The 26,957-nt window shown below is 35.8% G+C and carries 21 protein-coding genes; 18 read left to right on the top strand and 3 right to left on the bottom strand.

Features of this window, described 5'->3' with window-relative positions:
* Window positions 1-38: 38 nt before the first annotated feature.
* A complete protein-coding gene (gene ytrI, locus OEV82_RS08215) occupies window positions 39-545 on the bottom strand; it encodes a sporulation membrane protein YtrI (protein WP_263061570.1) in 507 nt (168 codons plus the stop codon).
* Window positions 542-874, bottom strand: a complete 333-nt coding sequence (locus tag OEV82_RS08220) for a YtrH family sporulation protein (RefSeq protein WP_173657668.1) — start codon at window positions 872-874, stop codon at window positions 542-544. Before OEV82_RS08220 ends, ytrI begins: the two co-directional genes overlap by 4 nt.
* Window positions 875-1,113: 239 nt before the next feature.
* Here OEV82_RS08220 and dnaE point away from each other — a divergent pair, with 239 nt between their 5' ends.
* From dnaE to OEV82_RS08260, 8 genes are all read left to right on the top strand, one after another.
* Window positions 1,114-4,458: a DNA polymerase III subunit alpha gene (gene dnaE / locus OEV82_RS08225; RefSeq protein ID WP_263061571.1), complete on the top strand. Its 3,345-nt coding sequence runs from the start codon at window positions 1,114-1,116 to the stop codon at window positions 4,456-4,458.
* Window positions 4,459-4,611: 153 nt separating this feature from the next.
* A complete protein-coding gene (locus tag OEV82_RS08230; RefSeq protein ID WP_263061572.1) occupies window positions 4,612-5,841 on the top strand; it encodes an NAD(P)-dependent malic enzyme in 1,230 nt (409 codons plus the stop codon).
* Between the two features lie 14 nt (window positions 5,842-5,855).
* The gene (locus OEV82_RS08235; protein WP_173657665.1) at window positions 5,856-6,482 is read left to right on the top strand and encodes a FadR/GntR family transcriptional regulator; all 627 of its coding nucleotides are present in this window, start codon (window positions 5,856-5,858) and stop codon (window positions 6,480-6,482) included.
* A gap of 74 nt (window positions 6,483-6,556) precedes the next feature.
* Window positions 6,557-7,417: an acetyl-CoA carboxylase, carboxyltransferase subunit beta gene (gene accD, locus OEV82_RS08240; RefSeq protein ID WP_173657664.1), complete on the top strand. Its 861-nt coding sequence runs from the start codon at window positions 6,557-6,559 to the stop codon at window positions 7,415-7,417.
* Window positions 7,417-8,391 carry an acetyl-CoA carboxylase carboxyl transferase subunit alpha gene (gene accA, locus OEV82_RS08245; protein ID WP_173657663.1) on the top strand — a complete coding sequence of 325 codons (975 nt, stop codon included), beginning with the start codon at window positions 7,417-7,419 and terminating at the stop codon, window positions 8,389-8,391. The genes accD and accA overlap by 1 nt, the downstream gene beginning before the upstream one ends.
* A gap of 330 nt (window positions 8,392-8,721) precedes the next feature.
* The gene (gene pfkA / locus OEV82_RS08250) at window positions 8,722-9,681 is read left to right on the top strand and encodes a 6-phosphofructokinase (protein WP_173657662.1); all 960 of its coding nucleotides are present in this window, start codon (window positions 8,722-8,724) and stop codon (window positions 9,679-9,681) included.
* A gap of 21 nt (window positions 9,682-9,702) precedes the next feature.
* Window positions 9,703-11,463, top strand: a complete 1,761-nt coding sequence (pyk, locus tag OEV82_RS08255; RefSeq protein WP_173657661.1) for a pyruvate kinase — start codon at window positions 9,703-9,705, stop codon at window positions 11,461-11,463.
* Window positions 11,464-11,512: 49 nt separating this feature from the next.
* Window positions 11,513-11,899, top strand: a complete 387-nt coding sequence (locus OEV82_RS08260) for an FxsA family protein (RefSeq protein ID WP_263061573.1) — start codon at window positions 11,513-11,515, stop codon at window positions 11,897-11,899.
* A 53-nt stretch (window positions 11,900-11,952) separates the two neighbouring features.
* On the opposite strand, the gene ytvI is transcribed toward OEV82_RS08260, so the two are convergent.
* Window positions 11,953-13,059 carry a sporulation integral membrane protein YtvI gene (ytvI, locus tag OEV82_RS08265; protein ID WP_263061574.1) on the bottom strand — a complete coding sequence of 369 codons (1,107 nt, stop codon included), beginning with the start codon at window positions 13,057-13,059 and terminating at the stop codon, window positions 11,953-11,955.
* 581 nt (window positions 13,060-13,640) lie between these two features.
* Between ytvI and citZ the strand changes: the two genes are divergently transcribed.
* The 10 genes from citZ (at window position 13,641) to ytaF (ending at window position 26,747) form a co-directional block, all read left to right on the top strand.
* The gene (gene citZ, locus OEV82_RS08270; protein ID WP_173657659.1) at window positions 13,641-14,753 is read left to right on the top strand and encodes a citrate synthase; all 1,113 of its coding nucleotides are present in this window, start codon (window positions 13,641-13,643) and stop codon (window positions 14,751-14,753) included.
* Window positions 14,754-14,863: 110 nt separating this feature from the next.
* Window positions 14,864-16,132, top strand: coding sequence for an NADP-dependent isocitrate dehydrogenase (icd, locus tag OEV82_RS08275; protein WP_173657658.1), 1,269 nt, complete (start codon window positions 14,864-14,866; stop codon window positions 16,130-16,132).
* 129 nt (window positions 16,133-16,261) lie between these two features.
* Window positions 16,262-17,203, top strand: a complete 942-nt coding sequence (gene mdh / locus OEV82_RS08280) for a malate dehydrogenase (protein ID WP_173657657.1) — start codon at window positions 16,262-16,264, stop codon at window positions 17,201-17,203.
* Window positions 17,204-17,400: 197 nt separating this feature from the next.
* Window positions 17,401-18,114: a response regulator transcription factor gene (locus OEV82_RS08285; RefSeq protein ID WP_173657656.1), complete on the top strand. Its 714-nt coding sequence runs from the start codon at window positions 17,401-17,403 to the stop codon at window positions 18,112-18,114.
* Complete coding sequence (gene pnpS, locus OEV82_RS08290) at window positions 18,111-19,871, top strand: two-component system histidine kinase PnpS (protein ID WP_173657655.1); 1,761 nt, start codon at window positions 18,111-18,113, stop codon at window positions 19,869-19,871. The genes OEV82_RS08285 and pnpS overlap by 4 nt, the downstream gene beginning before the upstream one ends.
* A 357-nt stretch (window positions 19,872-20,228) precedes the next feature.
* Window positions 20,229-21,200 carry an FtsH protease activity modulator HflK gene (gene hflK, locus OEV82_RS08295; protein WP_173657654.1) on the top strand — a complete coding sequence of 324 codons (972 nt, stop codon included), beginning with the start codon at window positions 20,229-20,231 and terminating at the stop codon, window positions 21,198-21,200.
* Entirely contained in the window at window positions 21,193-22,128 is a 936-nt protein-coding gene (gene hflC, locus OEV82_RS08300; protein ID WP_173657653.1) for a protease modulator HflC, read from the top strand. Before hflK ends, hflC begins: the two co-directional genes overlap by 8 nt.
* A gap of 204 nt (window positions 22,129-22,332) precedes the next feature.
* Entirely contained in the window at window positions 22,333-24,963 is a 2,631-nt protein-coding gene (polA, locus tag OEV82_RS08305; RefSeq protein WP_263061575.1) for a DNA polymerase I, read from the top strand.
* A gap of 153 nt (window positions 24,964-25,116) precedes the next feature.
* Window positions 25,117-25,944: a DNA-formamidopyrimidine glycosylase gene (gene mutM / locus OEV82_RS08310; protein WP_173657651.1), complete on the top strand. Its 828-nt coding sequence runs from the start codon at window positions 25,117-25,119 to the stop codon at window positions 25,942-25,944.
* Window positions 25,945-26,090: 146 nt separating this feature from the next.
* Window positions 26,091-26,747, top strand: a complete 657-nt coding sequence (gene ytaF, locus OEV82_RS08315; protein ID WP_263061576.1) for a sporulation membrane protein YtaF — start codon at window positions 26,091-26,093, stop codon at window positions 26,745-26,747.
* The last annotated feature ends 210 nt before the right edge of the window (window positions 26,748-26,957 follow it).

Below are 26,957 nucleotides of genomic sequence, written 5' to 3' on the forward strand. Positions count from 1 at the left end.
TTGGCATTATTTGCCAATTGTTTTTTTAAACAATAGATTTAATCAGCAAGGGACAGTTCCACTTCAATAATAACAGTCGTATAAAGAATAAACTTTTTTACGCTTAGTTTGTATTTTCGGTCGCTGATTTCAATCGGTTTATTTTCAATTAGTTTAATTAATAGTCCTCGATCTTTAAATAATTCATCTAAATTTTTGGCTAAAATAGTAGAGTCCACTTCTTTTTTTATTTCTTCCTCGGCTTCAAATAAACTTAATGGATCAATTTTATATTTACTAGCGTTTGTTATTTTGATAGATAATTCTTGAACGGTCAGTAATTCTTTATTCTTTTCATTTAATTTTTTAAAATCTTCCTGCCAAATATTCTTTTCTTTTTCTAGATTGGCGATTTGTTCTTGTTGTTTTCGAATTGTCGTTACTTGTTCTTCTTGCATTTGGCCATAAACATATAAAAAAAAGAGCCAACTTAAGATCGCACCTATTACAGCGCCAAATAGCATACGTTGGAAGCTTTTTGAACGATAAAATGATGGTACTCTCATGATATATGCTCCTGTGTTAACCAATTAATTAATAAAGCACCAGTTTGAGCACCTCCAAAGGCAGACAATATAAGAAAGATTTGCTTAACCAAACTGTCTGTCTCACCTTCCATCAGTCCTCTTTCAAAACTATAGACAGCATCGAATGTTCCGCCAATCGCAGCAACAATCGCCCAAATTCTTAAACTGTTTGCCAGTCTATATATTTCGGTTAATGGAGGTTGTCCCGTTAAAAAAGCCGCTAATCCGCCAATCAATGAACCTCCGAGTAGTACCCCTAAAGCGATAAAAAAACTATGGATAAACGTCGGAACAAAAGCTTCTGTCATAAACTGTTCACACCCTTTATAAGGTTAAGAAATCGGCTTGTCCTTATCACTAATTTATTGTTCATTGACCGGAAATATGAATAGAAAGTGAAACATTCTAACATACAATAGGGAACGTATGTGCTATAATGTGGATAAAAGATTCGAATTAAAAAATTATACGGTTCGAATATGAGGACTAAAGCTTAAAATTAAACAAATGCTAAACAAAAAGAAATGAAAGAACGGTGGGGAAAACGATGTCAGTTGTTCACCTACATACATATAGTGCTTATTCCCTATTATCGGGAACGATGACACCTCAAACTATTGTAAGCGAAGTAAAGAAAAAAGGTTATCGTGCCGTTGCCTTAACGGATCGAAATGTTTTATATGGGGTTGTTCCATTTTATAAAGCCTGTGTTGCTCAAAATATACAGCCTATTATCGGTTTGACTGCAGATATCCTCGTTTCTGAGGAAAAAGAAGTTTCTTACTCACTTATTTTGCTTGCTAAAAATTGGGAAGGGTATCAAAACTTAATGAAAATATCCAGTGCAATTCAAACGAAATCGCCCCAAGGGATTCCTTTGAAATGGTTACGAGCTTATCATAGAGGGTTATTTGCGATATCACCGGGGATAGAAGGGGAAATAGAAGGATTAATTCTGAATGGGGAACTTGAGGCAGCAGTTGAAAAAGCTAAATATTATCAACAGTTGTTTGAACCAAATTCTTTTTTTCTTTCCATTCAACCATTTCCTACTCGAGAACATCATCGATTAATGGAAAACATTTTACAAATTAATCAAAACTTTAATATCCCGGTTGTAGCTACAAACAAGGCTATGTTCGCCAATCCAGAAGACTACCCGGCATGGAAAGCTATAATTGCCATTCGTGAAAATGTACAGCTTGATGATCTACAAGAGGATAAATTGGAACGGGAATACTATGTAAAATCAGCGGACACTATGAAAACTTTTTTTCAAAATCATCAAGCAGTTCTACAGAGCACGATCGATATTGCCGCACAATGTCATGTGGAACTACCCTTTCATCAACAATTACTGCCGAAATATCCTTTGAAAAATCAATCAAGTGACGATTACTTGGCTCAGTTATGTTGGCAAGGGTTAGAAGAACGTGTTCCACAACCGACAGATGTTTATAAAGAACGGTTAACGTATGAATTAGAAACCATAAAAAAAATGCATTATAGTGATTACTTTTTAATCGTTTGGGATTATGTAAAATTTGCTAAAGAAAATGGGATTACCGTAGGTCCAGGAAGGGGTTCGGCAGCTGGAAGCCTCGTTGCCTATTGCTTAAATATTACCGATGTAGATCCAATCAAATTTCATTTATTGTTCGAACGTTTTCTAAATCCAGAACGTGTCTCTATGCCTGATATCGATATTGATTTTCCTGACCATAGGCGAGATGAAGTCATTGAATATGTAGCAGAAAAATATGGTAAAAATCATGTGGCCCAAATTATTACCTTTGGTACTTTTGCAGCAAAGGCCGCTATTCGAGATGCCGCTCGTGTCTATGGCTTAACAAATAAGGAGATAAACCAACTGTCCAAAAGTATACCAAATAAACTAGGAATTTCGTTGACGGATGCACGGAAAGAATCGAAAGAACTGCAAAAATTAACACAGCATGAAAAAATAAAGACGATTTTTGAAATTGCATGCAAAATTGAAGGATTACCGCGTCATACATCGACCCATGCAGCTGGAGTTGTTATTAGCGACGCGCCATTAATTGAACAAATTCCATTACAAACAGGTTCAGGGGAAGTGTTATTAACTCAGTTTCCGATGGGCACCTTAGAAGAAATTGGCTTGTTAAAAATGGACTTTTTAGGTTTGCGAAATTTATCCCTGATCGAAGCTATTTTAAAAAGCATTCATTATAAGGAAAACAGAAGAATAAACTTACAAGCCATTCCGATTAATGATGAAAAGACTTTTGCACTATTGCAAGCTGGAAAGACGACGGGGATTTTCCAATTGGAATCGGATGGGATGCGTAATGTATTAGTCCAGTTAAAACCAACAAATTTTGAAGATATCGTTGCTGTTAATGCGCTGTATCGACCAGGTCCAATGGCGAACATCCCAACTTTCATCCGAAGAAAGCATGGAGTGGAAACGGTTGTGTATCCACATCCAGATTTAAAAGAGATTTTACAACCGACCTATGGGGTGATTGTATACCAAGAACAAATTATGCAAATTGCTTCAAAAATGGCAGGTTTCTCATTGGGGGAAGCGGATCTTTTAAGAAGGGCTGTTTCCAAAAAGAAACGCCATATTCTTGATCAAGAACGACATCATTTTGTTGAAGGTGCAAAAAAGAAAGGCTATGATGAACAAGTTGCCCATAATATTTATGACTTAATTGTTCGATTTGCTGATTACGGATTTCCACGGGGGCATGCTGTAGCCTATAGTATGCTCGCATATCAATTGGCTTATTTAAAGGCTCATTTCCCACTCCATTTTATGGCTTGTCTTTTAACATCCGTCATTGGCAATGAAGATAAAATAACGAGCTATGCTAGAGAACTAAGGCATCTAGGTTTTACCCTGAAACCACCGTCTATAAATAAAAGTAGTTATCGGTTTGAAGTCGAGAATAATCGTATTCGTTTTAGTCTTGCCGCCATTAAAGGTGTTGGCATACAAGCACTTAAGGAAATTATGACTGCGAGAAAAGAACGGCCATTTCATGATCTTTTTGACTTTTGTCTACGTGTTTCATTAAAGGTTGTGAATCGAAAAACCATTGAACATCTTATCTATGCTGGCAGCTTTGATGAATTTGGAAAAGACCGGGCCACATTACTCGCAACTTTAGACGTCGCCATTGAACATGCCCAATTGATGAAACCAGATGATTATCAAATGGATATTCAATTTTTCCAGAGTTTAGGAATACAGCCTAAATATGTTGAAGTGGAACCGATGCCGCTCGATTTAAAATTACAAAATGAAAAACAAGTACTAGGGATGTTTATATCCGAACATCCTGTATCGATTAATCGTGAAATATTCCAGCTTCACGGTGCAATTTTTATTGATGAGATAGAGAAAGAAAAACAGACTGTAAAAATTGCTGCTTATATTCAAGAAGAACGTAGAATACGGACGAAAAATGGTGAAGCAATGGCTTTTCTCCAAATCAGTGATGAAACCGATGAAATTTCAGCTGTTGTTTTTCCAGATGTATACAAAAAATCAATGGTATTTCTAAAAAAAGGAGAAACCGTCTTTTTAACTGGTTATATGGAGAGAAGAAAGGGAAATAAGCAGTTTGTTATTCGTGAAGCAGAACATGTGGAAGAGTTAAAAAAACGAACTGGAAATCACCGCTTGTTTATTAAAATTACTGTGGAAAGACAGGCACAGGAAAGATTAGTTGAGCTCGATCAAATTTTGAAAAAAAATAATGGAAATACACCAGTGATTTTATACTTTGAAAAAACGAAAAAAACGGTCCGGTTACAATCCAATCAGTGGATTGATCCGAATAACAAGGTAATCGAGGCAATTCGTGCGTTGTTCGGAACAAGCAATGTTGTACTTAAGTAGATCTGTGCAACATTGCTTTTTTTATTCATTCAGTAAGAAAGTCAAATAAAACTTTACAATTAAATTGGTTATGATATATTATTTTAAATATACTTCTGGTCAGACCACTTAGGAAGAGATTAAAAATAAAATTGTCCTTTAGGAGTGGGAAAAATGAATTTAAAAATGGAGGCACTACAATTACACGAAAAGCATCAAGGGAAATTGGAAATTCATTCCAAGGTACCTGTAAAAGATGCAAAAGATTTAAGTTTAGCTTATTCACCAGGAGTAGCAGAACCTTGTCGAGTTATTTTTAATCGACCTGAAACAGTTTATGATTTCACAATGAAGGGCAATACGGTAGCAGTGGTTTCAAATGGAACAGCTGTTTTAGGGTTAGGGAATATCGGTCCTGAAGCTGCCTTACCCGTAATGGAAGGGAAAGCCATCCTTTTTAAAAGCTTTGCCGGAGTTGACAGCATACCACTTTGCTTAAATACTACGAATGTTGATAAAGTAATTGAAACTGTAAAAATATTAGCAGCCAACTTTGGGGGTATCAATCTGGAAGATATAGCTGCTCCACAATGTTTTGAAATTGAGGAGCGGTTAAAAGCAGAAATGGATATACCTGTTTTCCATGATGATCAACATGGGACTGCCATTGTAACGTTAGCCGGTTTGATCAATGCATTGAAATTAACAGGAAAAAACAAGCAAGATCTAAAGGTCGTTGTAAACGGGGCAGGTGCCGCCGGAATTGCGATTATTAAATTAATGCACCATTATGGCATAAAAAATATGATCATGTGTGATACAAAAGGGGCTATTTATGAAGGCCGTCCGTATCGAATGAATCCACAAAAAGACGAAGTCGCTAAGTTTACGAATAGAGAGAGAAAAACAGGTAGCCTCTCTGAAGTTATTAAAGGTGCTGACGTTTTCATTGGTGTATCTGTAAAAGGTGTTTTAACGAAAGAAATGATACAAACAATGAATCGAAATCCAATTATATTTGCGATGGCGAATCCTGATCCGGAAATTATGCCTGAAGAAGCGATTGAAGCCGGTGCAGCTGTCATTGGTACTGGTCGATCAGATTATCCGAATCAGGTGAATAATGTATTGGCATTCCCGGGAATTTTCAGAGGAGCTTTAGATGTCCGTGCAACACAAATCAATGAAGATATGAAATTAGCGGCTGTATATGCCATTGCTGGGTTAATACAAGATCATGAACTTTCCAAAGATTATATTTTACCAAAACCATTTGATCCAAATGTTGCTCCAGCAGTAGCAGAAGCGGTTGCAAAAGCTGCAATTGAAACGGGTGTCGCTCAAAAAGAAGTGGATCCCCGTGAAGTATATGAGAAAACTAGACAGTTAGCTACGATTAAATAATAGTGAGTGATATGATGGAGAATCAACAAAGTCAGTCAAAGGTTTATTTAAATATATTAGAAAGAATAAAAGGAATTATTCATGAAAAAAATTTATTGCCCGGTGATAAGCTACCATCAGAACGCGAATTAGCAGATACATTAAATGTCGGGAGATCAAGTGTACGTGAAGCGTTACGGGCAATGGAATTGTTAGGTTTAATTGAAACAAGAAGAGGCGAAGGGACATATGTCGGTCACTTTCATAAACACCAACTAGTAGAGTTATTAGGTTGGTTTGTTTTGCAGAGGGAACATGCAGATAACGATGTAATTGAAACAAGAAAATTGCTTGAAGTCGCTGCCATTATTCAATTAATTACGAAGAAAATACAAATAGATGATGCAGATTGGATAAAGGGTAAGGAAATGAGTAGAACTCGTTTTGTAAATAAACTGATTGAAGCGACAGGGAATGTTTTGCTTGAAAAAATATGGCAAACATTATTGAATTTCGAAAACACTTTTAAGAGGGAAAACGATTCTATTTCAATTGAACAATGTAAGAAATTATTAAACGCCATTCATCATGTAGATACTAAACAAGCAATCTCAATCTATATGAACTTTTTTGATCAACAAACAAAACAAGCTGAGGAATAAAGCAAAACAGATGGCATACTTATATTTTGTAACCGTAAAATTAAGACAAGCTATGAATTCAAGGGGGTAGAACCTTGCTTAAAGATATATTTTCAAAAAACAAGAAAAAATATGCAACGATACCTGTAACACCCTCCAAAAGTGATGTACCAGTTGGTATTATGACAAAGTGTCCTGAATGTAAAAAGGCAATGTTCACAAAAGAGTTAGAACAGCATTTTATGGTTTGCTCACATTGTGATTATCACTTCCCAATCGGTGCAATTGACCGTTTAAATCTTGTCCTTGATGAAGGTTCTTTTGTTGAGCTTGATGCCCAACTAGAATCTGAAAATCCTTTATCCTTTCCAGGCTATAAGGAAAAGCTTGAAAAAGATAAAGTGAAATCCGGAGTGAATGAAGCGATCGTAACAGGGACGGGAACGATTGACAACCGATTAGTTGTGATTGCAGTCATGGATTCTAATTTCCGTATGGGAAGTATGGGTTCGGTCGTTGGTGAAAAAATTAAACGTGCGATCGAAAAGGCAGATGAGTTAAAGGTCCCATTTATCATTTTTACAGCCTCAGGTGGAGCAAGAATGCAAGAAGGCGTACTTAGTTTAATGCAAATGGCAAAAACAAGTGTCGCTTTAAAACGTTTTAGTGATCATGGTGGACTTATTATTACGGTCATGACTCATCCGACAACAGGAGGAGTTTCCGCAAGTTTTGCTTCATTAGGTGATTATAACTTTGCTGAACCCGGTGCGTTAATTGGTTTTTCAGGTAGAAGAATTATTGAACAGACTATACGCGAAAAATTGCCAGATGACTTCCAAACGGCAGAATTTCAATTACAACATGGACAACTTGATGCAATCATCCATCGTAAGGACATGAAGGAGAAACTTTCGCTCATTGTGGAACTTCACTCCTATGGAGGTGAGGAATAATGGTACAAGAGTTAGAATTTGAAAAACCAATCATTGATTTACGGAAGAAAATTCATGAATTAAAAGAAATAACGAAAAAAGCAGATGTAGATTTATCTTCCGAAATTGAGAAATTGGAAAGACGACTTCAAAATTTAGAAGAAGAGATATATTTTAATTTACAACCATGGGATCGTGTACAAATTGCACGTCATCCAAATCGACCGACAACGTTGGATTATATTGATTATTTATTTGAAGATTTTTTTGAACTACATGGTGATCGTGTTTTCGGTGATGATGAGGCTATCGTTGGAGGAATTGCGAAATATAAAGGTAGACCTGTTACGGTAATCGGTCATCAAAGAGGAAAAGACACAAAAGAAAACATTAGACGGAATTTTGGTATGCCACATCCAGAAGGATATCGTAAAGCATTACGTTTAATGAAACAGGCGGATAAGTTTAATCGTCCAATTATTTGCTTTATCGATACGAAAGGGGCTTATCCTGGAAAAGCAGCAGAAGAACGAGGACAGAGTGAAGCGATTGCCAGAAACCTATTTGAAATGGGTGGTTTTACTGTTCCGATTATTTGTATTGTCATCGGAGAAGGCGGAAGTGGAGGCGCCTTAGGTATTGGAGTTGGAAATCGAGTATATATGCTAGAAAACTCCATTTACTCGGTAATCTCTCCTGAAGGAGCGGCCTCAATTTTATGGAAAGATGCGACCCAAGCAAAGCGGGCAGCAGAATCAATGAAAATAACCGCAACCGATTTACGTGAAATGGGCATTATTGAAGGAATTATTCCGGAAGTTAGAGGCGGCGCTCATCATAATGTAGAAGAACAATCGAAAATCATCGATTCTGTTTTAGAAAAAGCTTTAATCGAATTATCCCATTTGTCACAAGAGGAACTAATTGAGCAACGTTATGATAAATATGCGAAAATTGGTGTCTTCTTTGAAAAAGAACCGACTGAAATAAAATAAAGTTTGTAAATGGAGCAGGATTTTGTGAACGTATCTTTTTGATGCGTTCTTTTTTTCTGAATTAAGATGAATTAGATTTATAAATTTTGATTATGAGAATAGAAAATATAAATTTCTACCAAATTAAGGGGGGAGAGATCAAATCAGTTTAATATTTTACTTTTTAAAGAATTTCAACATTTTCTATGAATGCCTTTTCATTCATAAATCTGTCATATAATTTATTGTCTTCATATATTTATAATGGTATGTTATTTATGGGTCAAGTTAATGATTTAACAAAGTTTTGTTTTAAAAATTTTTCAGACTTTTTACGAATGGGGTGATAAGATGAAAAAAATTGCTGTATTAACAAGCGGCGGCGATTCACCTGGTATGAACGCAGCGATTCGGGCTGTTGTTCGAAAGGGGATTTACCATGGCTTGGAAGTTTATGGTGTATATAACGGCTATCATGGATTAGTTAATGGAAATATTACGAAATTAGAGTTAGGCTCAGTTGGTGATATTATTCAACGAGGCGGTACGATCCTTCGTTCAGCAAGATTACCTGAATTTGCTCAAGTGGAAGTACAGAAAAAGGCATTAGAACAGTTGAATAAATTCGGGATTGAGGGCCTCATCGTCATCGGTGGTGATGGTTCTTACCGTGGTGCAAATGCTTTGACAAAATTAGGATTTCCGTGTATAGGGGTACCAGGGACAATTGATAACGATATTGTTGGAACAGAGATCACGATTGGTTTTGATACAGCATTAAACACGGCAATCAATGCTATTGATAAAATACGTGATACTGCTTCATCCCACGAAAGAACCTTCATTGTTGAAGTTATGGGAAGAGACGCTGGTGATATTGCACTTTATTCCGGTTTAGCTGGTGGTGCAGAAACAATCTTAATTCCTGAGGAAGATGAAAGTATTGATGACATTATGGAACGTTTAAATCGTGGGAAATTAAGAGGCAAGAAACATAGTATTATTGTAGTTGCAGAAGGTGTCATGAGTGGTGTAGAATTAGCCGAAAAATTACGTGAGAAAATTGATTCAGATGTACGTGTATCTGTTCTTGGTCATATTCAACGGGGCGGTACACCAACTGCCAGTGATAGGGTATTAGCCAGTCGATTAGGAGCTCGCGCAGTTGAACTTTTATTGGAAGGTAAAGCTGGTAGAGCGGTTGGTATTGTAGAAAATAAAATTGTGGACAATGCCTTTTCAGATATTATTGATCAACCTCATTATATTGATCGGGGTATTATTCAATTATCAAAAGAATTATCAATTTAAATTAGCAGGAGGATTTTTTATATGAGAAGAACGAAAATTGTATGTACCATCGGACCAGCAAGTGAAAGTGTAGAAAAATTAGTTCAGTTAATAGAAGCTGGAATGAACGTTTGCCGTCTAAACTTTTCACACGGTGACCATGAAGAACATAAACAACGCATTCAAAATATCCGGGAAGCTGAAAAAATTACAGGTAAACATGTTGCGCTTTTACTAGATACAAAGGGTCCAGAAATTCGTACACACAATATGGAAAATGGGGCCATTGAATTAAGAGAAGGTACATCAGTTACGATCTCTATGGAAGAAGTACTTGGAACACCTGAAAGAATTTCTGTTACTTATAGCGGCTTAATTGATGATGTTCATATCGGTTCAAGAATCCTATTAGATGATGGACTAATTGGTCTTGAAGTTACGGATATACATAAAGATAAAGGTGAGATTGTTACAAAAGTATTAAATAACGGTACGTTAAAAAATAAAAAAGGTGTAAACGTTCCAGGCGTATCCGTTAATTTACCAGGTATTACACAAAAAGATGCCGAAGATATTATTTTTGGAATTAGTCAAGGCATTGATTTTATTGCAGCATCCTTTGTTCGCCGTCCAAGTGATGTTTTAGATATTCGTGAGCTCCTAGAAAGACATAATGCAACAGATATTCACATTATCCCTAAAATTGAAAACCAAGAAGGTGTCGATAATATCGACGAAATTCTAGAAGTCAGCGACGGTTTAATGGTTGCTCGTGGTGACTTAGGGGTTGAAATTCCTGCCGAAGAAGTTCCGTTAGTTCAAAAAATGCTTATTAAAAAATGTAATAAATTTGCAAAACCGGTTATCACTGCTACACAAATGCTAGATTCGATGCAAAGAAATCCTCGCCCAACAAGAGCGGAGGCAAGTGACGTAGCAAACGCGATATTTGATGGTACGGATGCGATTATGCTTTCAGGAGAAACAGCTGCAGGTGCTTACCCAGTTGAAGCAGTACAAACAATGCATAGCATTGCATTAAAAGCTGAAAGTGCATTAGATCATAAAGAAATCTTAACTCAACGTAGTAAAGAAATTGATCATAATATTACTGATTCCATTTGCCAATCTGTCGCGCACACGGTCATCAATTTAGATATTAATGCCGTGATTACACCGACGGAAAGTGGAAGTACTGCTCGTATGGTATCAAAATATCGTCCAAAAGCACCGATTGTTGCCGTTACAAACCATGAAAAAGTTAGAAATCAATTATCATTAGTTTGGGGCGTTTATCCACAAATAGGACAAGACGCTAGTTCGACGGATGAAATGTTAGATATTTCCGTTAATCAAGCACTACAAAGTGGCATTGTAAAACATGGTGATACGGTTGTGATTACAGCCGGAGTTCCTGTTGGTAAAGCAGGTACAACAAATATTATGAAAGTACATTCTGTAGGAAATTCTTTAGTAAAAGGTCAAGGTATCGGTAGAAAACATGCAGTTGGAAAAATTGTAATTGCTAAAAATAGTCAAGAAGCATTAGAAAAAGTGACGGAAGGTTCAATCCTAGTTACTTATATGACTGATCGTGATATGGTCCCAGCTATTGAAAAATGTAGTGCAATCATTACCATTGAAGGTGGCTTAACTAGTCACGCAGCTGTAGTTGGTTTAAATCTTGGACTACCGGTTGTTGTAGGCGTGAAAGATGCTTTTGAAATATTTAGTGAGGGACAAGTCGTAACTGTGGACGCAAGTACTGGTCTAATTTACGAAGGTCGTAATCGTGTTTTATAATTAAAAAGAACAGAGATCTTTAATTGTTTTTCTTTTGGCGGTGATATATATGAAATTGTTGATCCCAATCATGATCATTTTTCCTGCATTGGAAATTGGTGTTCTTCTCTGGTCAGGTTTTAGATTAGGTGTATGGAACACGGTCCTTCTCATTATGTTAACCGGGATTTTAGGCGTATTTTTTGCTCGTAAACAAGGATTTGAAATTATGCAGAAAATGAGGGCTGCATTACAAAACGGTCATCCACCTGGTGAAGTATTGCTCGATGGCTTTTGCGTTATGATGGGTGGAATTCTGCTTATTCTTCCTGGATTTATTTCAGACATTATGGGATTCATCTTCTTATTGCCGCCAACAAGAGCTTTAGTAAAACCCTTTTTGATAAAGTGGCTTAAAAACCGTGCGAAACGGACAACCACTTTTATTATTCGTTAATGGATACAGGCTACAAAAAGTAGCCTGTTTTTTTATTCCCCACATTCCCCACATTATCCCTTAATAAATAACCAAATGTTTTTTAGTACCTCGGTTTTATAAAGTGTACTTATGATGACAGCTATAAACGGTCCGATAAATAGCCCAGCAATGCCAAATATCTGTATGCCGACAAAGATGGAGACTAAAGAAGCTAACGGACTGATACCGATATTGGTTGAAACAATTTTCGGTTCCATTAATTGCCGCTGGACAATAATAACGATATATAGGACGGCTAATCCAATCCCTAAATAATAATTTTCAATGATCAATTGATAACTGATCCACGGAATAAACACAATGCCTGTCCCTAGATATGGTAACAGATCGATTAATCCAATAATAAACGCTAAGGCTAATGCATATTCGACACGTAAAATTATCAAACCAACAAATACAATAATGCCAGAAATGGTAATCAAGATTAGTTGAGCTCGAAAAAAACCAAACAAAGCTTTCCGTAATTCTAAGTACACTTTCATACCGCTCTGTTTAAAAGGCATCGGCAAATATTTTCCTACCATTCTTTTCAGCTTGTACCAATCTTTACTAATAAAAAAAGTTCCTGCAATCGTAAAAAAGAAAACGGTTGCTGCATTCGGAAACCAAGAAAGAATCGTCGGGATTTTTGTGAGGAGCGTTTGTAAAAGTCCTGCAATTGTTCCAGCAATATTCGTTCCTAGTTCATTAATTTTTGTCGTAATTGTTTCTTGTTGATCATCAGGAAGATGGTTTAAAAAACTACCGATTTCTTGAAAAAAAGGGATTACAGTTTTCGTTATCCAATTTTCTATAAATCCAACCATTTGGTAAATATAATCTGGTAATGTTTCAGCAAAATAATTGGCACCTGAGATCAATTGTGCAATGAGCAAAGTTAGTAAACTAGCAAGTAACCCAAACATTAATATAAGAACGATTAAAACAGCGATTACCCTTGGGAGTCTTGCATAAACTTGCAAAAAATTAACGATCGGATTCATAAAAAAAGCAATGATCCAGGCCAGCAAAAATGGATAAAGCAAGGAGGACAAGTAAAAACTTCCGAAAATGATAAGAATGATAATACCAATGATAAAGGAAAATCTCATAAAGCGATAAAAATGGATCGTATTCAAAAAATTTCCTCCTAAAACGTTCTGATACTACTATTTTATTGTCCAAATCTCAAGATAAAACTGAATGACCATTTTTATGCTGAAAATTTTTTCGAAAAAAATAGACCAATTTCAACAAATTTTAAAAAAATGGGTGGATTGTAAAAAGTGTGACCAAACGCACAAAAATGATTAAAATAGAAAAAATCAGTCGTCAGGCAGAAAAAAAGAACTTAATCGAAACATATTAAAAACATATCGAATTAAAATTTTTTTGAAAAAATAATATAATATTCACATTTTCGTCACTTTCCATTCACAAATCGAGATTTTTTAGTTATAATAGTTTCAAAGAAATAAATAAAATGACTATTTCTTCTTCTTTGAAAAAAGTTTCTTGTAAGCATTTTCACTTTTAAAATCAATGATTTTATACTAAAATTTATTATGACCGTCTATTTTATTTTTCCGTCTTGAATGAATAGTTGTTCATTGAAGAGGAAAAAAATGGATACATACTTATCATTATCCATTCATTACGAATCAAGGGGGATTACGATTAAATTATTAAAATAAGTAATTTAATGAAAGGGGAATGTTTCATGACAGCAACAAAAGGTTTAGAAGGGGTAATTGCTGCGAATTCAACAATCAGTTCCATTATTGATGACAAATTAACTTATGTTGGATATGATATTGATGATTTAGCTGAGAATGCATCTTTTGAAGAAGTTGTTTATTTATTATGGCATCGTCGTTTACCTAATAAAGTAGAATTAGAAGATTTTAAGATTCAATTGGCGAATAATGCAGAAATTCCAAATGAAGTCATAGAACAATTAAAAGCGTATCCAAAAAATGTCCATCCAATGGCCATCTTACGCAGTGCGATATCTGTATTAGGTTTATACGATGAAGAAGCAGATGAACAAACATCTGAAGCGAACTATCGTAAAGCCATCCGCATTCAAGCTAAAATCCCTACTGTAGTAACTGCATTTGCTAGAATTAGACAAGGCTTAGAACCAGTTGCACCACGCAAAGATTTAGGTTTTGCAGCGAACTTCCTGTATATGTTAAAAGGGGAAGAGCCAGATGAAATCGCTGTGGAAGCGTTTGACAAAGCATTAGTTCTTCATGCTGATCATGAACTTAATGCATCTACTTTTACTGCACGTGTATGTGTAGCTACTTTATCTGATATCTATTCTGGTATTGCATCGGCCATCGGTGCTTTAAAAGGACCTTTACATGGTGGTGCAAACGAACAAGTTATGAAAATGTTAACAGAAATCGGCGATATTGATCATGTGGAATCCTACATTAATGAAAAATTTGCTAACAAAGAAAAAATTATGGGCTTCGGTCACCGTGTGTATCGTCAAGGGGATCCACGTGCCAAACACTTAAAAGTAATGTCTGAAAAATTGACGAAATTAACAGGCGAGCCAAAATGGTATGAAATGTCTGTTAAAATAGAAGAGCTCGTCACAAGCAAAAAACCATTACCAGCCAATGTTGACTTTTACTCAGCTTCTGTATACCATAGTCTTGGAATTGAACATGACTTATTCACATTGATTTTTGCTGTAAGTCGTACATCAGGTTGGCTAGCACATATTATGGAACAATATGAAAATAACCGCATTATCCGTCCACGTGCAGAATACGTTGGACCAGGTAAACGTCCATATGTTCCATTAGAGGAAAGATAATCACAATTACGTTTGTATATTCTCATAGATTGAGAATTTACTATAGAATAGAAGGTTAGGAGAGTTACTAGTTTCCTAACCTTTGATCACGATGATGGAGGGAAAGATACATGACACAAGGAGAAAAAATCACAGTAACAAATGGGGTATTAAATGTCCCAAACAATCCAATTATTCCTTTTATCGAAGGTGACGGTACAGGACCAGATATTTGGGCTGCAGCATCTCGCGTTCTTGATGCCGCTGTTGAAAAAGCTTATAACGGCGAAAGAAAAATTGTTTGGAAAGAAGTTTATGCTGGAGAAAAAGCATTCAATAAAACAGGTGAATGGTTGCCTCAAGAAACATTAGATACCATTCGTGAAAATATTATTGCCATTAAAGGACCTCTTACTACTCCAATTGGGGGAGGAATTCGTTCTTTAAACGTTGCTCTTCGCCAAGAACTTGATTTATTCGTATGTTTACGTCCAGTTCGTTGGTTTGAAGGTGTTCCTTCACCAGTAAAACGACCACAAGATGTAGACATGGTTATTTTCCGTGAAAATACAGAAGATATTTATGCTGGTGTTGAATACAAAGAAGGCACACCTGAAGTGAAAAAAGTACTAGATTTCTTACAAAATGAAATGGGTGTGAAGAAAATCCGCTTCCCTGAAACTTCAGGTATCGGTATTAAACCGGTTTCGAAAGAAGGTACAGAACGTTTAGTACGTGCTGCTATTAACTATGCAATTAAAGAAGGTAGAAAATCAGTTACACTTGTACATAAAGGTAACATTATGAAATTTACTGAAGGTGCCTTCAAAAACTGGGGTTATGAATTAGCTGAAAGAGAATTCGGCGATAAAGTATTTACTTGGGATGAATATGATCGTATTAAAGAAAAAGAAGGTGTAGAAGCAGCAAACAAAGCGCAAGCTGAAGCTGAAGCAGCAGGAAAAATCATTATCAAAGATGCTATTGCTGACATCTTCTTACAACAAATCTTAACTCGACCACGTGAATTTGATGTTGTCGCTACGATGAACTTAAATGGTGACTATATCTCTGACGCACTAGCTGCACAAGTTGGTGGAATTGGTATTGCTCCAGGAGCAAACATTAACTATGAAACTGGTCATGCAATCTTTGAAGCAACACACGGTACTGCTCCGAAGTATGCAGGTTTAGATAAAGTGAACCCATCTTCTGTTCTACTTTCTGGTGTATTAATGTTAGAACATCTAGGTTGGAAAGAAGCAGCTGATTTAATTATCGGTTCCGTGGAAAAAACGATTTCTTCCAAAGTCGTTACTTATGACTTCGCACGTTTAATGGAAGGTGCAACTGAAGTTAAATGTTCCGAATTTGCTGATGAATTAATTCGAAATCTATAATTCTTTTCTGAAACTCAAAATTAAAAAATAGAATTTAATAAGGTTTTTACAATGAGCTGTTCCGAATATGCATCAAGTTTGCTAGGAACAGCTCATTGTGTATTTATAATCCTGTAAGGAGGCAAAACAATGACGTTGAAACGTAAGAAAATTTCTGTAATAGGTGCTGGATTTACTGGAGCAACTACAGCATTTTTAATTGCTCAAAAAGAATTAGGCGATGTCGTTCTCGTTGATATTCCCCAAATGGAAAATCCGACAAAAGGAAAAGCCCTTGACATGTATGAAGCCTCTCCAGTCCTTCAATTTGATGCAAAAATACATGGAACCTCCAAATATGAAGAGACTGCAAATTCGGATATTGTCATTATTACAGCTGGTATAGCCCGTAAACCAGGCATGAGTCGCGATGATTTAGTTCAAACGAACGAAAAAATTATAAAAAAAGTGACAAAAGAAGTTGTCAAGTATTCCCCAAATTCCATTCTTCTAGTGTTAACCAATCCTGTTGATGCGATGGCTTATACCGCTTATAAAGAGTCCGGATTTCCAAAAAACAGAGTGATTGGTCAATCCGGAGTTTTAGATACTGCTCGATTCCGAGCCTTTGTGGCAGAAGAATTAAATATTTCAGTTAAAGATGTTACCGGGTTTGTATTAGGTGGTCATGGTGATGATATGGTTCCTCTTGTTCGTTACTCCTATGCTGGCGGTATTCCTTTAGAAAAACTAATCTCTAAAGAACGATTGGAAGCGATTGTGTCCAGAACTCGAACAGGTGGAGGCGAAATTGTTGGTTTATTAGGAAATGGCAGTGCATATTATGCACCAGCAGCTTCACTAGTTGAAATGGTTGAAGCAATTGTAAAAGATCAACGTCGAATTTTACCGGCAATTGCTTATCTAGAAGGGGAATATGGATTTCAAGATCTTTATTTGGGTGTCCCAACCATTCTTGGAGCGAATGGTATTGAAAAAATCATTGAATTAGAGTTAACAAATGATGAGAAAGCAGCACTAAAAAAATCTGCAGATTCTGTTAAAAAGGTACTGGCTATTTTAGACCAATAGTCCGTAATCAAAGTGTTGCTCACCTTACTGTTTAATAGAAATGGGATACATCCTTTTCCTTATAGTATAGATACGAAAACTTCACTTGATCGCTTTAATGTAATACTTAAGACTCCTTTTGTTTAAATGGTAAGGTTGATATAATAAAATTGAGTTGGATGATTGGGGTTATTAAAATTAATGGAGGAACCTGTCGAATGAGTAAAAAAGTTTTAGTTGTCGATGATGAAGAATCAATTGTAACATTACTTGAGTACAATTTAAGTCAAGCGGGATATGAAGTGATCACAGCATATGATGGAGAAACAGGATTACAAAAGGCGAAGAATGAAAACCCAGATTTTATTGTACTGGATTTAATGTTACCGAAAATGGACGGGATGGAAGTTTGTAAAGAACTTCGAAATGATCAAATTACTACACCAATTCTTATGTTGACGGCAAAAGACGATGAGATTGATAAAGTGTTAGGACTAGAACTTGGTGCTGATGATTATATGACAAAACCTTTCAGTCCAAGGGAAGTTGTTGCAAGAGTAAAAGCCATCTTACGAAGAACACAAAATTTTGTTAATCCAAATGGGCAAGAAGAGGATCATATTAAGAAAATCAAAATTGGTGAATTAGTGATTTTGCCAGAACAATATGAAGTATACCTTCATGATGAGTTATTAGAATTTACACCAAAAGAATTCGAACTATTATTATATTTAACACAAAACAAAGGGAGAGTTTTAACACGTGATCAATTATTGAATGCCGTTTGGAATTATGATTTTGCCGGTGATACAAGAATCGTCGATGTACATATTAGTCATTTACGTGAGAAAATCGAAGCGAATTCCAAAAAACCCCAATATATTAAAACCATTCGTGGTTTAGGATACAAACTTGAGGAGCCAAAAGGATGAAAAAGTTGCGCTTTAAATTTCAATTTGCACTTTTCTTGTTGGTTGTCATTGTCTTTATTGGTTTAGGGTTCTGTTTAGGACAACTTTTTAAAAATCAATATTTAGAAACCTACCATAAAGAACTCGAAAAACAAGGTCAACTCATTGCGCAACAAATTGAAAATAATGGTGGCATCTCAAATTTTAAAGAAACTGATTTTAAATTATTACAGAATATAACTGACTCGAGAATTTCCATCCGGAATTTGGATGGAAATATCATTTTTGATAGTGGTTTGAACGAAGATTTTTATTATAAAAATGATGAAGTCATTGCTGGAATTGTAAAAAAAATACATAGAGATGAAAACGGGATTGAGCATATTGGACGAGGTTTTGACATTACATATTATTGGGAAATCATTGGGAGTGTTGAACAGCCGGACGGTCTATTAATTTTGGCTACAACGCATGATTCATTAAAGGAAGCCTATCATCAATTATGGTTCATTCTTTTCATTATATTAACCATAGCTTTTCTTATCATATTGTTTATTAGTTCCCGTATTATTTCAAGTTTTACTAGACCTGTGGAATCTGCTGTTAAAACCGCAATTGAACTTGCAAAAGGAAATTATCAAGCGAGAACCTATGAAGATTATAATAGTGATTTTAGCATGCTAAATACATCGATCAATATTTTAGCAAGAAATTTACAACGAATCACAAAAGAACAAGAAATGCATAATGATCGATTAACAACCGTCATTGAAAATATGGGAATCCCCCTCATCTTAATCGATGATAAAGGTTATGTAAAACTGAGCAATCAAATTTACAACAACGTTTTTCGAATTCAGCATGAAGATCTTATTGGAAAGAACTATTTAGATGTCATTGAACATAAGGAAATTAAACAAATCATTGAAGAAGTTTTCCTTACTGAGCAAAAAATTCGTAAACAAGTTATTATTCCGATTAATATACAGCGAAAACATTTTGAAGTTTATGGTGCTCCAATCATAAGTTTTAATAATGAATGGAAAGGAATTGTCCTTGTTTTTCATGATATTACAGATATAAAAAAGTTAGAGCAGATTCGTAAAGATTTTGTGGCGAATGTTTCCCATGAATTGAAAACCCCTATTACATCGATAAAGGGCTTTTCTGAAACGCTTTTAGACGGTGCGATGTATGATCAAAATGCCTTGAAATCATTTTTACAAATTATTTTAAAAGAAAGCGACCGACTACAATCATTGACGCACGATCTTCTTGAGTTATCTCGTATTGAACAAGATGGGTTCAAATTAAATATAGGGAAAGTTAAGTGTTTAACAATGTTAAAAGAACTGAAAGAATCACTTGATCAACAAGCAGAGGATAAACAAATTCATTTGGAAATTCATGGGGAAGACGTAACAATTGAAGGTGACAAGCCACGATTACAACAAATCTTTATCAATTTAATGGCAAATGCATTAGCTTATACACCATCAAAGGGTCGAGTAGATGTTTATATTAAAGATGTCAAAGACCACGTTGAAATATCGGTAAAAGATACAGGGATCGGGATAGAGCAAGATGAAATTCCTCGTATATTTGAACGGTTTTATCGGGTTGATAAAGCTAGAAGCCGATATTCCGGTGGTACAGGACTAGGGCTTGCTATCGTGAAACATTTAGTTGAGGCTCATAAGGGCGAATTGGATGTAAAGAGTGAATTAGGAAAAGGCTCTACCTTTACCGTGAAGCTAAAGAAGAAATTTCCTCATTAGGCAAACGTTCACAAATCATTTACATATTTTTACAACGACTTTATATTGGGTTTACAAGGGGTTGATATCATAATGATGAAAACCCCATCATCCAAGAACTGGATGTCGAAAGGCGAAGTGACCCCACTTCGTCTTTTCTTTGTTTTTACAACATTGTTAATCGCTTTTATATTTAATCTAATAAGTTTTAAATGTTTGAATTTTTATTTTATAATATATAAAAATATAAAATTGATACGAAAATGTATTAATTTTGACATATGAGAAGAAGTTTAGAAATTTTATAGAAATAAATGAAACTATTTTAATTTTATTCCGTATATATTAGCAGTGAGTTTGAAAAGAAAGGGTGGTTTTATGGCGAGTTTAAGACAAATTTATGTCACTACAGGAATCATTATTGGGATCATTTTATTAGGTTTAATCGCGTTTACATCTTGGTATACGGTCGATGAATCGGATCAAGCAGTTATCCTAACCTTTGGAAAAGCTGAGGAAACCGTCACTGAACCTGGTTTGAAATTTAAGCTACCGTGGCCAATTCAATCGGTTGAAAAAGTATCAAAGGAAACATATAGTTTACAATTTGGATTTGGTGATGAAGCCAACGAAGCAGATGCCAAAATGATCACCGGGGATGAAAATATCGTTTATGCAGATTTAGTTGTTCAATATAAAATTGCAGATCCGGTGAAATACTTATTTAATGCCGAAAAACCAAGAGAAATTCTTTATGATGCAACAAGTGCATCTCTTCGGAGTATTATTGGAAGTTCTCAAATCGATGATGCTTTAACCGATGGTAAAGCAGAAATCGAAGCGGAAGTTTGGGAGTTGTTAACCCGATTAGTGGAAGACTATGATATCGGTGTTTCAATCCAAGCTGTAAAATTACAAGATGTTGAGCTTCCAAATGATGAAGTTCAAAAGGCATTTACAAAAGTAACCGATGCTAGGGAAACGATGCAAACAAAATTAAACGAGGCTGAAAAATATAAAAATCAAAAGATCAATGAAGCAGAAGGGGAAGTCGAAGCCATTATTTCTAGAGCTGAAGGGGAAAAGGCTGCTCGTATTGAAGAAGCCCGTGGTAATGTAGCCGTATTTAATAGCTTATTATCAGAATATAAGAAGAGTCCACAAGTTACACGTGACCGTTTAGTGATTGAAACCCTTGAAAGAGTACTTCCTGATGCGCAAATTTATATTATGAACGATGACAGTGGAACATTAACCTACTTACCGCTTAATCCAATTCAAAATACCCAACAGCCGAATGCGAATACTTCCGAACAAGAAAATGAGGAAGGAAGTGAAAATAATGAGTAACGATAATATTATTGATATGGAAAAAGTACGCAAAGATTTTCCATTTCGGAAATGGATTAAAATGGGAATTTTCTTCATCCTCATCATTGCCCTTTTGGTGATTATTTTAACGAATATGTTTATTGTTAAAGAAGGCGAATATAAAATTGTCCGTCAATTTGGTGAGATTACACGAGTGATTGATGAACCCGGTATTCATTTTAAAGTTCCATTTATCCAATCAGTAACAACATTACCAAAATACCAAATGACGTTAAATGTTGATGAATCTGAAATTACGACGAGAGATAAGAAACGAATTATTATTGATAACTATGCCGTTTGGAAAATTGTTAAACCTGAAGATTTGATCATGAATGCCAGAACGGTTGAAAGTGCAGAGGCACGTATGTCAGAATTTATTTATTCTGAGGTACGGGAAATGTTTGGACGACTCGAATATGGAGAAATTATTAACGACGGTGAAGTTTCTTCCCGTGCAAGTTTAAACGATCGTGTTACAGAGGCAGTAAATGAATCATTGAAAGAAAGTAAATATGGAATCGAAGTTATTGATGTTCGGATTAAGCGAACAGATTTACCAGAAGAGAACGAACAGTCAGTATATACACGGATGATTAGTGAGCGGGAATCAACTGCACAAGATTATTTATCCCAAGGGGACGCTCGGAAAAATGCGATTATGGCTGAAACGGATAAACAAGTAACGGAAATGATTTCAAAAGCTGAAGCCGATGCTCAAGAGATTCGAGCTCAAGGTGAAGGTGAAGCAGCGCGAATTTATAATGATGCTTTCTCGAAGGATCCGGAGTTTTATAATCTTTATCGGACTTTAGAATCTTATAAGAAAACGATCGATGATCAAACGGTGATTATTTTACCGTCAGACTCACCTTATGCTCGATTGCTTCAAGGATATATTGAATAACGCTTACCAAGAGAAATTGAATACGTAGGAATACATAGCCGTCATTTTCCTTTTCTGCATTGTCCATGGTAGAATAAGGAGAGGAAAGACGGCTTTTCTTTTTTACATTAGGAATAAATATAAGATGAATCGATTTTTAACAGGCTGAGGTCAAAACAATACATCCATTACCTCAACAAATATGGATGATGGAGGTAGAAAACATTGGAGAAAAAAATTGTCTTGATTGATGGGAATAGTGTAGCTTACCGGGCATTTTTTGCTCTACCCCTTTTAAATAATGATAAAGGAATTCATACGAATGCAATATATGGTTTTGCGATGATGCTCGATAAAATTTTAGCAGAAGAAAAACCATCCCATGTGTTAGTAGCTTTTGATGCAGGAAAAACGACTTTTCGCCATGAAACATTTGAGGAATACAAAGGTGGTCGGCAAAAAACGCCGCCAGAGTTGTCGGAACAGTTTCCGTATATTCGCAAACTGCTAGATGCTCATGGCATTCGTCATTATGAATTAGAAAATTTCGAAGCGGATGACATTATCGGTACGCTCTCGAAACAAGCGGAAGAAAAAGGCTATGATGTAAAAATTGTCTCCGGGGACCGGGATTTAACACAGCTTGCAACCGATAAAACAACCGTCCTCGTTACGAAAAAAGGCGTAACCGATATGGAAAAGTATACCCCGGAACATATTCAAGAAAAATATGGCATCTCCCCTTTACAAATTATCGATATGAAAGGTTTAATGGGGGATACTAGTGACAATATTCCAGGTGTTCCAGGTATTGGAGAAAAAACGGCAATCAAATTATTAAAAGAGTTCGAATCTGTAGAAAAGGTACTAGACTCTATTGAGCAAGTAAAAGGGAAAAAGTTAAAGGAAAATTTAACAACATATAAAGATCAAGCCATTTTAAGCAAAAAACTTGCAACCATATACAGGGAAGCACCGATCGAAGTGGGGATTGATGAAACAAGCTATTCTGGTCCGAATAAAGACCAATTAGTCACATTATATAAAGAACTTGGTTTCCAGTCATTACTTGATAAATTAGATGATTCTTTCACGATTGAAGAGGACACCTTAACGGAAATACAATATGAAATTGTAGAAAATGTGACGAAAGATGTATTAAAAGAAGACAGTGCTTTTTATGTAGAAATAATTGAAGATAATTATCATTACGCACCTATATTAGGATTTTCAATTAGTAATGAAGCAGGAAACTTCTATATCCCATTTGACGTGGCAAAACAATCGGCAGATTTAAAAGCATGGTTAGAAGATGAATCGATGCGAAAATATGTATATGATGCGAAACGAACCATTGTCGCCTTGAACAAATTGGGGACCGGAATACAAGGAATTGAATTTGATCTACTTTTAGCTTCTTACATATTGAATCCGTCAGAAAACATTCATGATTTTAGCGATGTGGCAAAAGCCCATAACTACAACCAAGTTCAGTCCGATGATACCGTTTATGGTAAAGGTGCAAAAAGGCAAAACCTTACTGATGAAGAGCGGGCAGAAACGGTCGTACGCAAAGCTAAAGCAATATATGATCTAAAGGATCGATTAATTTCAGAACTTGAAAAAAATGATCAGTATACGTTATTTACAGACCTAGAGATGCCGCTTTCTGTTATTTTAGCAAATATGGAAAGTGTCGGAGTGCGTGTTGATATCGATCGATTAAAAGAAATGGGCAATGAGTTTAAGGAGCAATTAAAATCAATTGAGGAAAAAATATATGAACTGGCTGGTGAAACTTTTAACATTAATTCACCAAAACAATTAGGGGTAATTTTATTTGAAAAGCTTGGTTTACCAGTAATTAAAAAAACGAAAACAGGATATTCTACGTCAGCGGATGTCCTTGAAAAATTGGAATCTAAGCATGAAATTGTCGCTTTAATTTTACATTATCGCCAACTAGGCAAACTGCAGTCGACATATATTGAAGGGTTATTAAAAATGGTGAATCCGGAAGATCAAAAGGTTCACACTCGTTTCCAACAGGCGTTAACCCAGACAGGAAGACTTAGCTCAACTGATCCGAACTTACAAAATATTCCAATTCGCATGGAAGAAGGGCGAAAAATTAGACAAGCCTTTGTTCCGTCTGAAAAAGATTGGGTCATCTTTTCAGCCGATTATTCACAAATTGAATTGCGGGTATTAGCTCATATTTCAGGTGATGAACGTCTTATCGATGCTTTTAAACATGAAATGGATATTCATACGAAAACAGCGATGGACGTTTTCCATGTGGAAAAGGATGAAGTGACAAGCAATATGCGCAGACAAGCAAAGGCGGTCAACTTTGGAATCGTTTATGGAATCAGTGATTATGGTCTTTCTCAAAGTTTAAAAATCACGCGGAAAGAAGCTGGTGAATTCATTGAACGTTATTTCCAAAGTTACCCGCAAGTAAAGCAATATATGGAAGATATCGTGCAAGAAGCAAAATTAAAAGGGTATGTAACAACTTTATTAAATCGGAGACGTTATATTCCTGAAATTACAAGTCGGAATTACAATCTCCGAAGTTTTGCGGAACGGACAGCAATGAATACCCCGATTCAAGGTAGTGCAGCTGATATTATTAAAAAAGCAATGATTGATATGGCTGCTCGGTTAGAAAAAGAACAACTACAAGCAAGATTGCTCCTACAAGTCCATGACGAGCTTATTTTTGAAGCACCGAAGGATGAAATAGAAAAATTAATTGAAATTGTACCTGACGTGATGGAGAATGCTGTTACGTTAGATGTGCCGTTAAAAGTGGATTATTCCTATGGTCCAACATGGTTTGATGCAAAATAATCTTTTCTTTTAAAAGATTTTTTACCATAAATTAACAATTGACGCTATTTTCAGTGCATTGATACGCTTAAGAGAGACTTGCATCTGTTAATAGCGTTCTCTTTTTTTAAATAGATATAAAACAACAAAGTGATAAAGGGAGCAAAGGAGACTATGCCAGAGTTACCAGAAGTAGAAACGATTAAACGAACGTTGGAATCGCTTGTTATCGGAAAACAAATTGAAGATGTCGATGTGTTTTGGCCGAAAATTATTAAAAATCCTCCTGATGTAGAGGCGTTTACTGTAATGTTAAAGGGACAAACAATACGTTCCATGGGGCGAAGAGGGAAATTTATTCTGTTTTATCTTGATGATATGACCCTTGTTTCCCATTTGCGAATGGAGGGAAAATATGGGGTTTATTCGAGTGAACAACCGAAGGATAAACATACCCATGTTATCTTTTCTTTTACAGATGGCAGTCAGCTACGCTATCACGATGTTCGGAAATTTGGTACGATGCATGTTTTTCCGAAGGGAGAGGAAATGCTTCACCAACCGCTAAACCAATTAGGCCCCGAACCTTTTTCAGCGGAATTTACGAGTTTTTATTTAGAAGAGAAGATCGCAAAAACGACACGGAATATAAAAGCGGTTTTACTGGACCAGACGATTGTAACTGGATTAGGGAATATATATGTAGATGAATCACTTTATCGGGCACAAATACATCCAGAGCGAGTGGCAAGTTCGTTAGATCATGGCGAGGTCAAAAAGCTTCACCAAGCCATTATTGAAACACTAAGCGAGGCAGTAGAAAAAGGCGGGAGCACCATCCGTTCCTATGTAAATTCCCAGGGACAAATTGGGATGTTTCAACTTGAATTAAATGCCTATGCTCAAGAAGGAACACCTTGTAAACGTTGCGGTACGACAATAGAAAAAAGGAAAGTTGCCGGTCGTGGGACACATTTCTGTCCGAAGTGTCAGCGGAAATAGAACGTCGATTGTAATGAACGCTTATATATTGTATTTTTTGCAATAGGATAAAAAACTTAGTGTATTCGCCTAATTTGAATGAACGAGGGAAGGGCTCCTTTCATACGATAATGTAGCTAACGTTATCGTGGAAGGAGTATTTTTTCATGCTAGAAATCTATTCGTTATTATTGCTTGCCTTTGCAGTTAGTATGGATAGTTTTAATGTAGGGTTCACGTACGGCATGAGAAGAATAGCAATTCCGCTATATGCGATTATTATAATTGCCTGCTGTTCCTCGTTTTCATTATATATTGCGGAGTTGCTTGGAAGTTTATTTGGCGTTTTTTTGACACCGAATATAGGTCAAAAGATTGGTGGTAGTATATTAATTCTTTTAGGTATTTGGGCTTTGTATCAATGTTTTCGTTCATTACAAGAAAACAAAAAGCATGAATATCAGATTCAACAATCGCAAGAGGAAAAGGTATTGTTAAAGTTTGAGATAAAATCGATCGGTGTTGTCATTCATATTTTGAAAAGACCAATGACAGCGGATCTGGATAAATCTGGAACGATTAATGGTTTTGAAGCTGTTCTTTTAGGAACGGCGTTATCCCTTGATTCCTTTGGTGCAGGAATAAGTGCATCCATGCTCGCTTTTTCACCGGTTCTATTAGCCGTTACCGTAGGAGTGATGAGTGCAATATTTATAGTAGCTGGATCATGGTTTGGAAAGTCCATTGGTGAGAATAAATGGGCGAAGCATATTTCTATTTTACCTGGTTTATTACTGATTTTTATTGGACTTTGGAAGATTTAGCGTGTTGTTGCAGAAAGTAGATATAGGAGTGTTGTGAACACTGAAAATATGATGTGTTAAAAGGTAGAATGTTTTATTGGTACGATGAAAACTGTATTTTTGGAAGTGGAGAGGAAAAAGCGTGTTCATGGATGTGCTGAAAGCAGTTTTATTGAAGTGAAGGCGAAAAAGTGAGTTCATAGCTGTTCTGAAACCAGTTTTAATGTATAT

It is taken from the genome of Pallidibacillus thermolactis, from assembly GCF_025660415.1.
Classification (GTDB): domain Bacteria; phylum Bacillota; class Bacilli; order Bacillales; family Caldibacillaceae; genus Pallidibacillus; species Pallidibacillus thermolactis.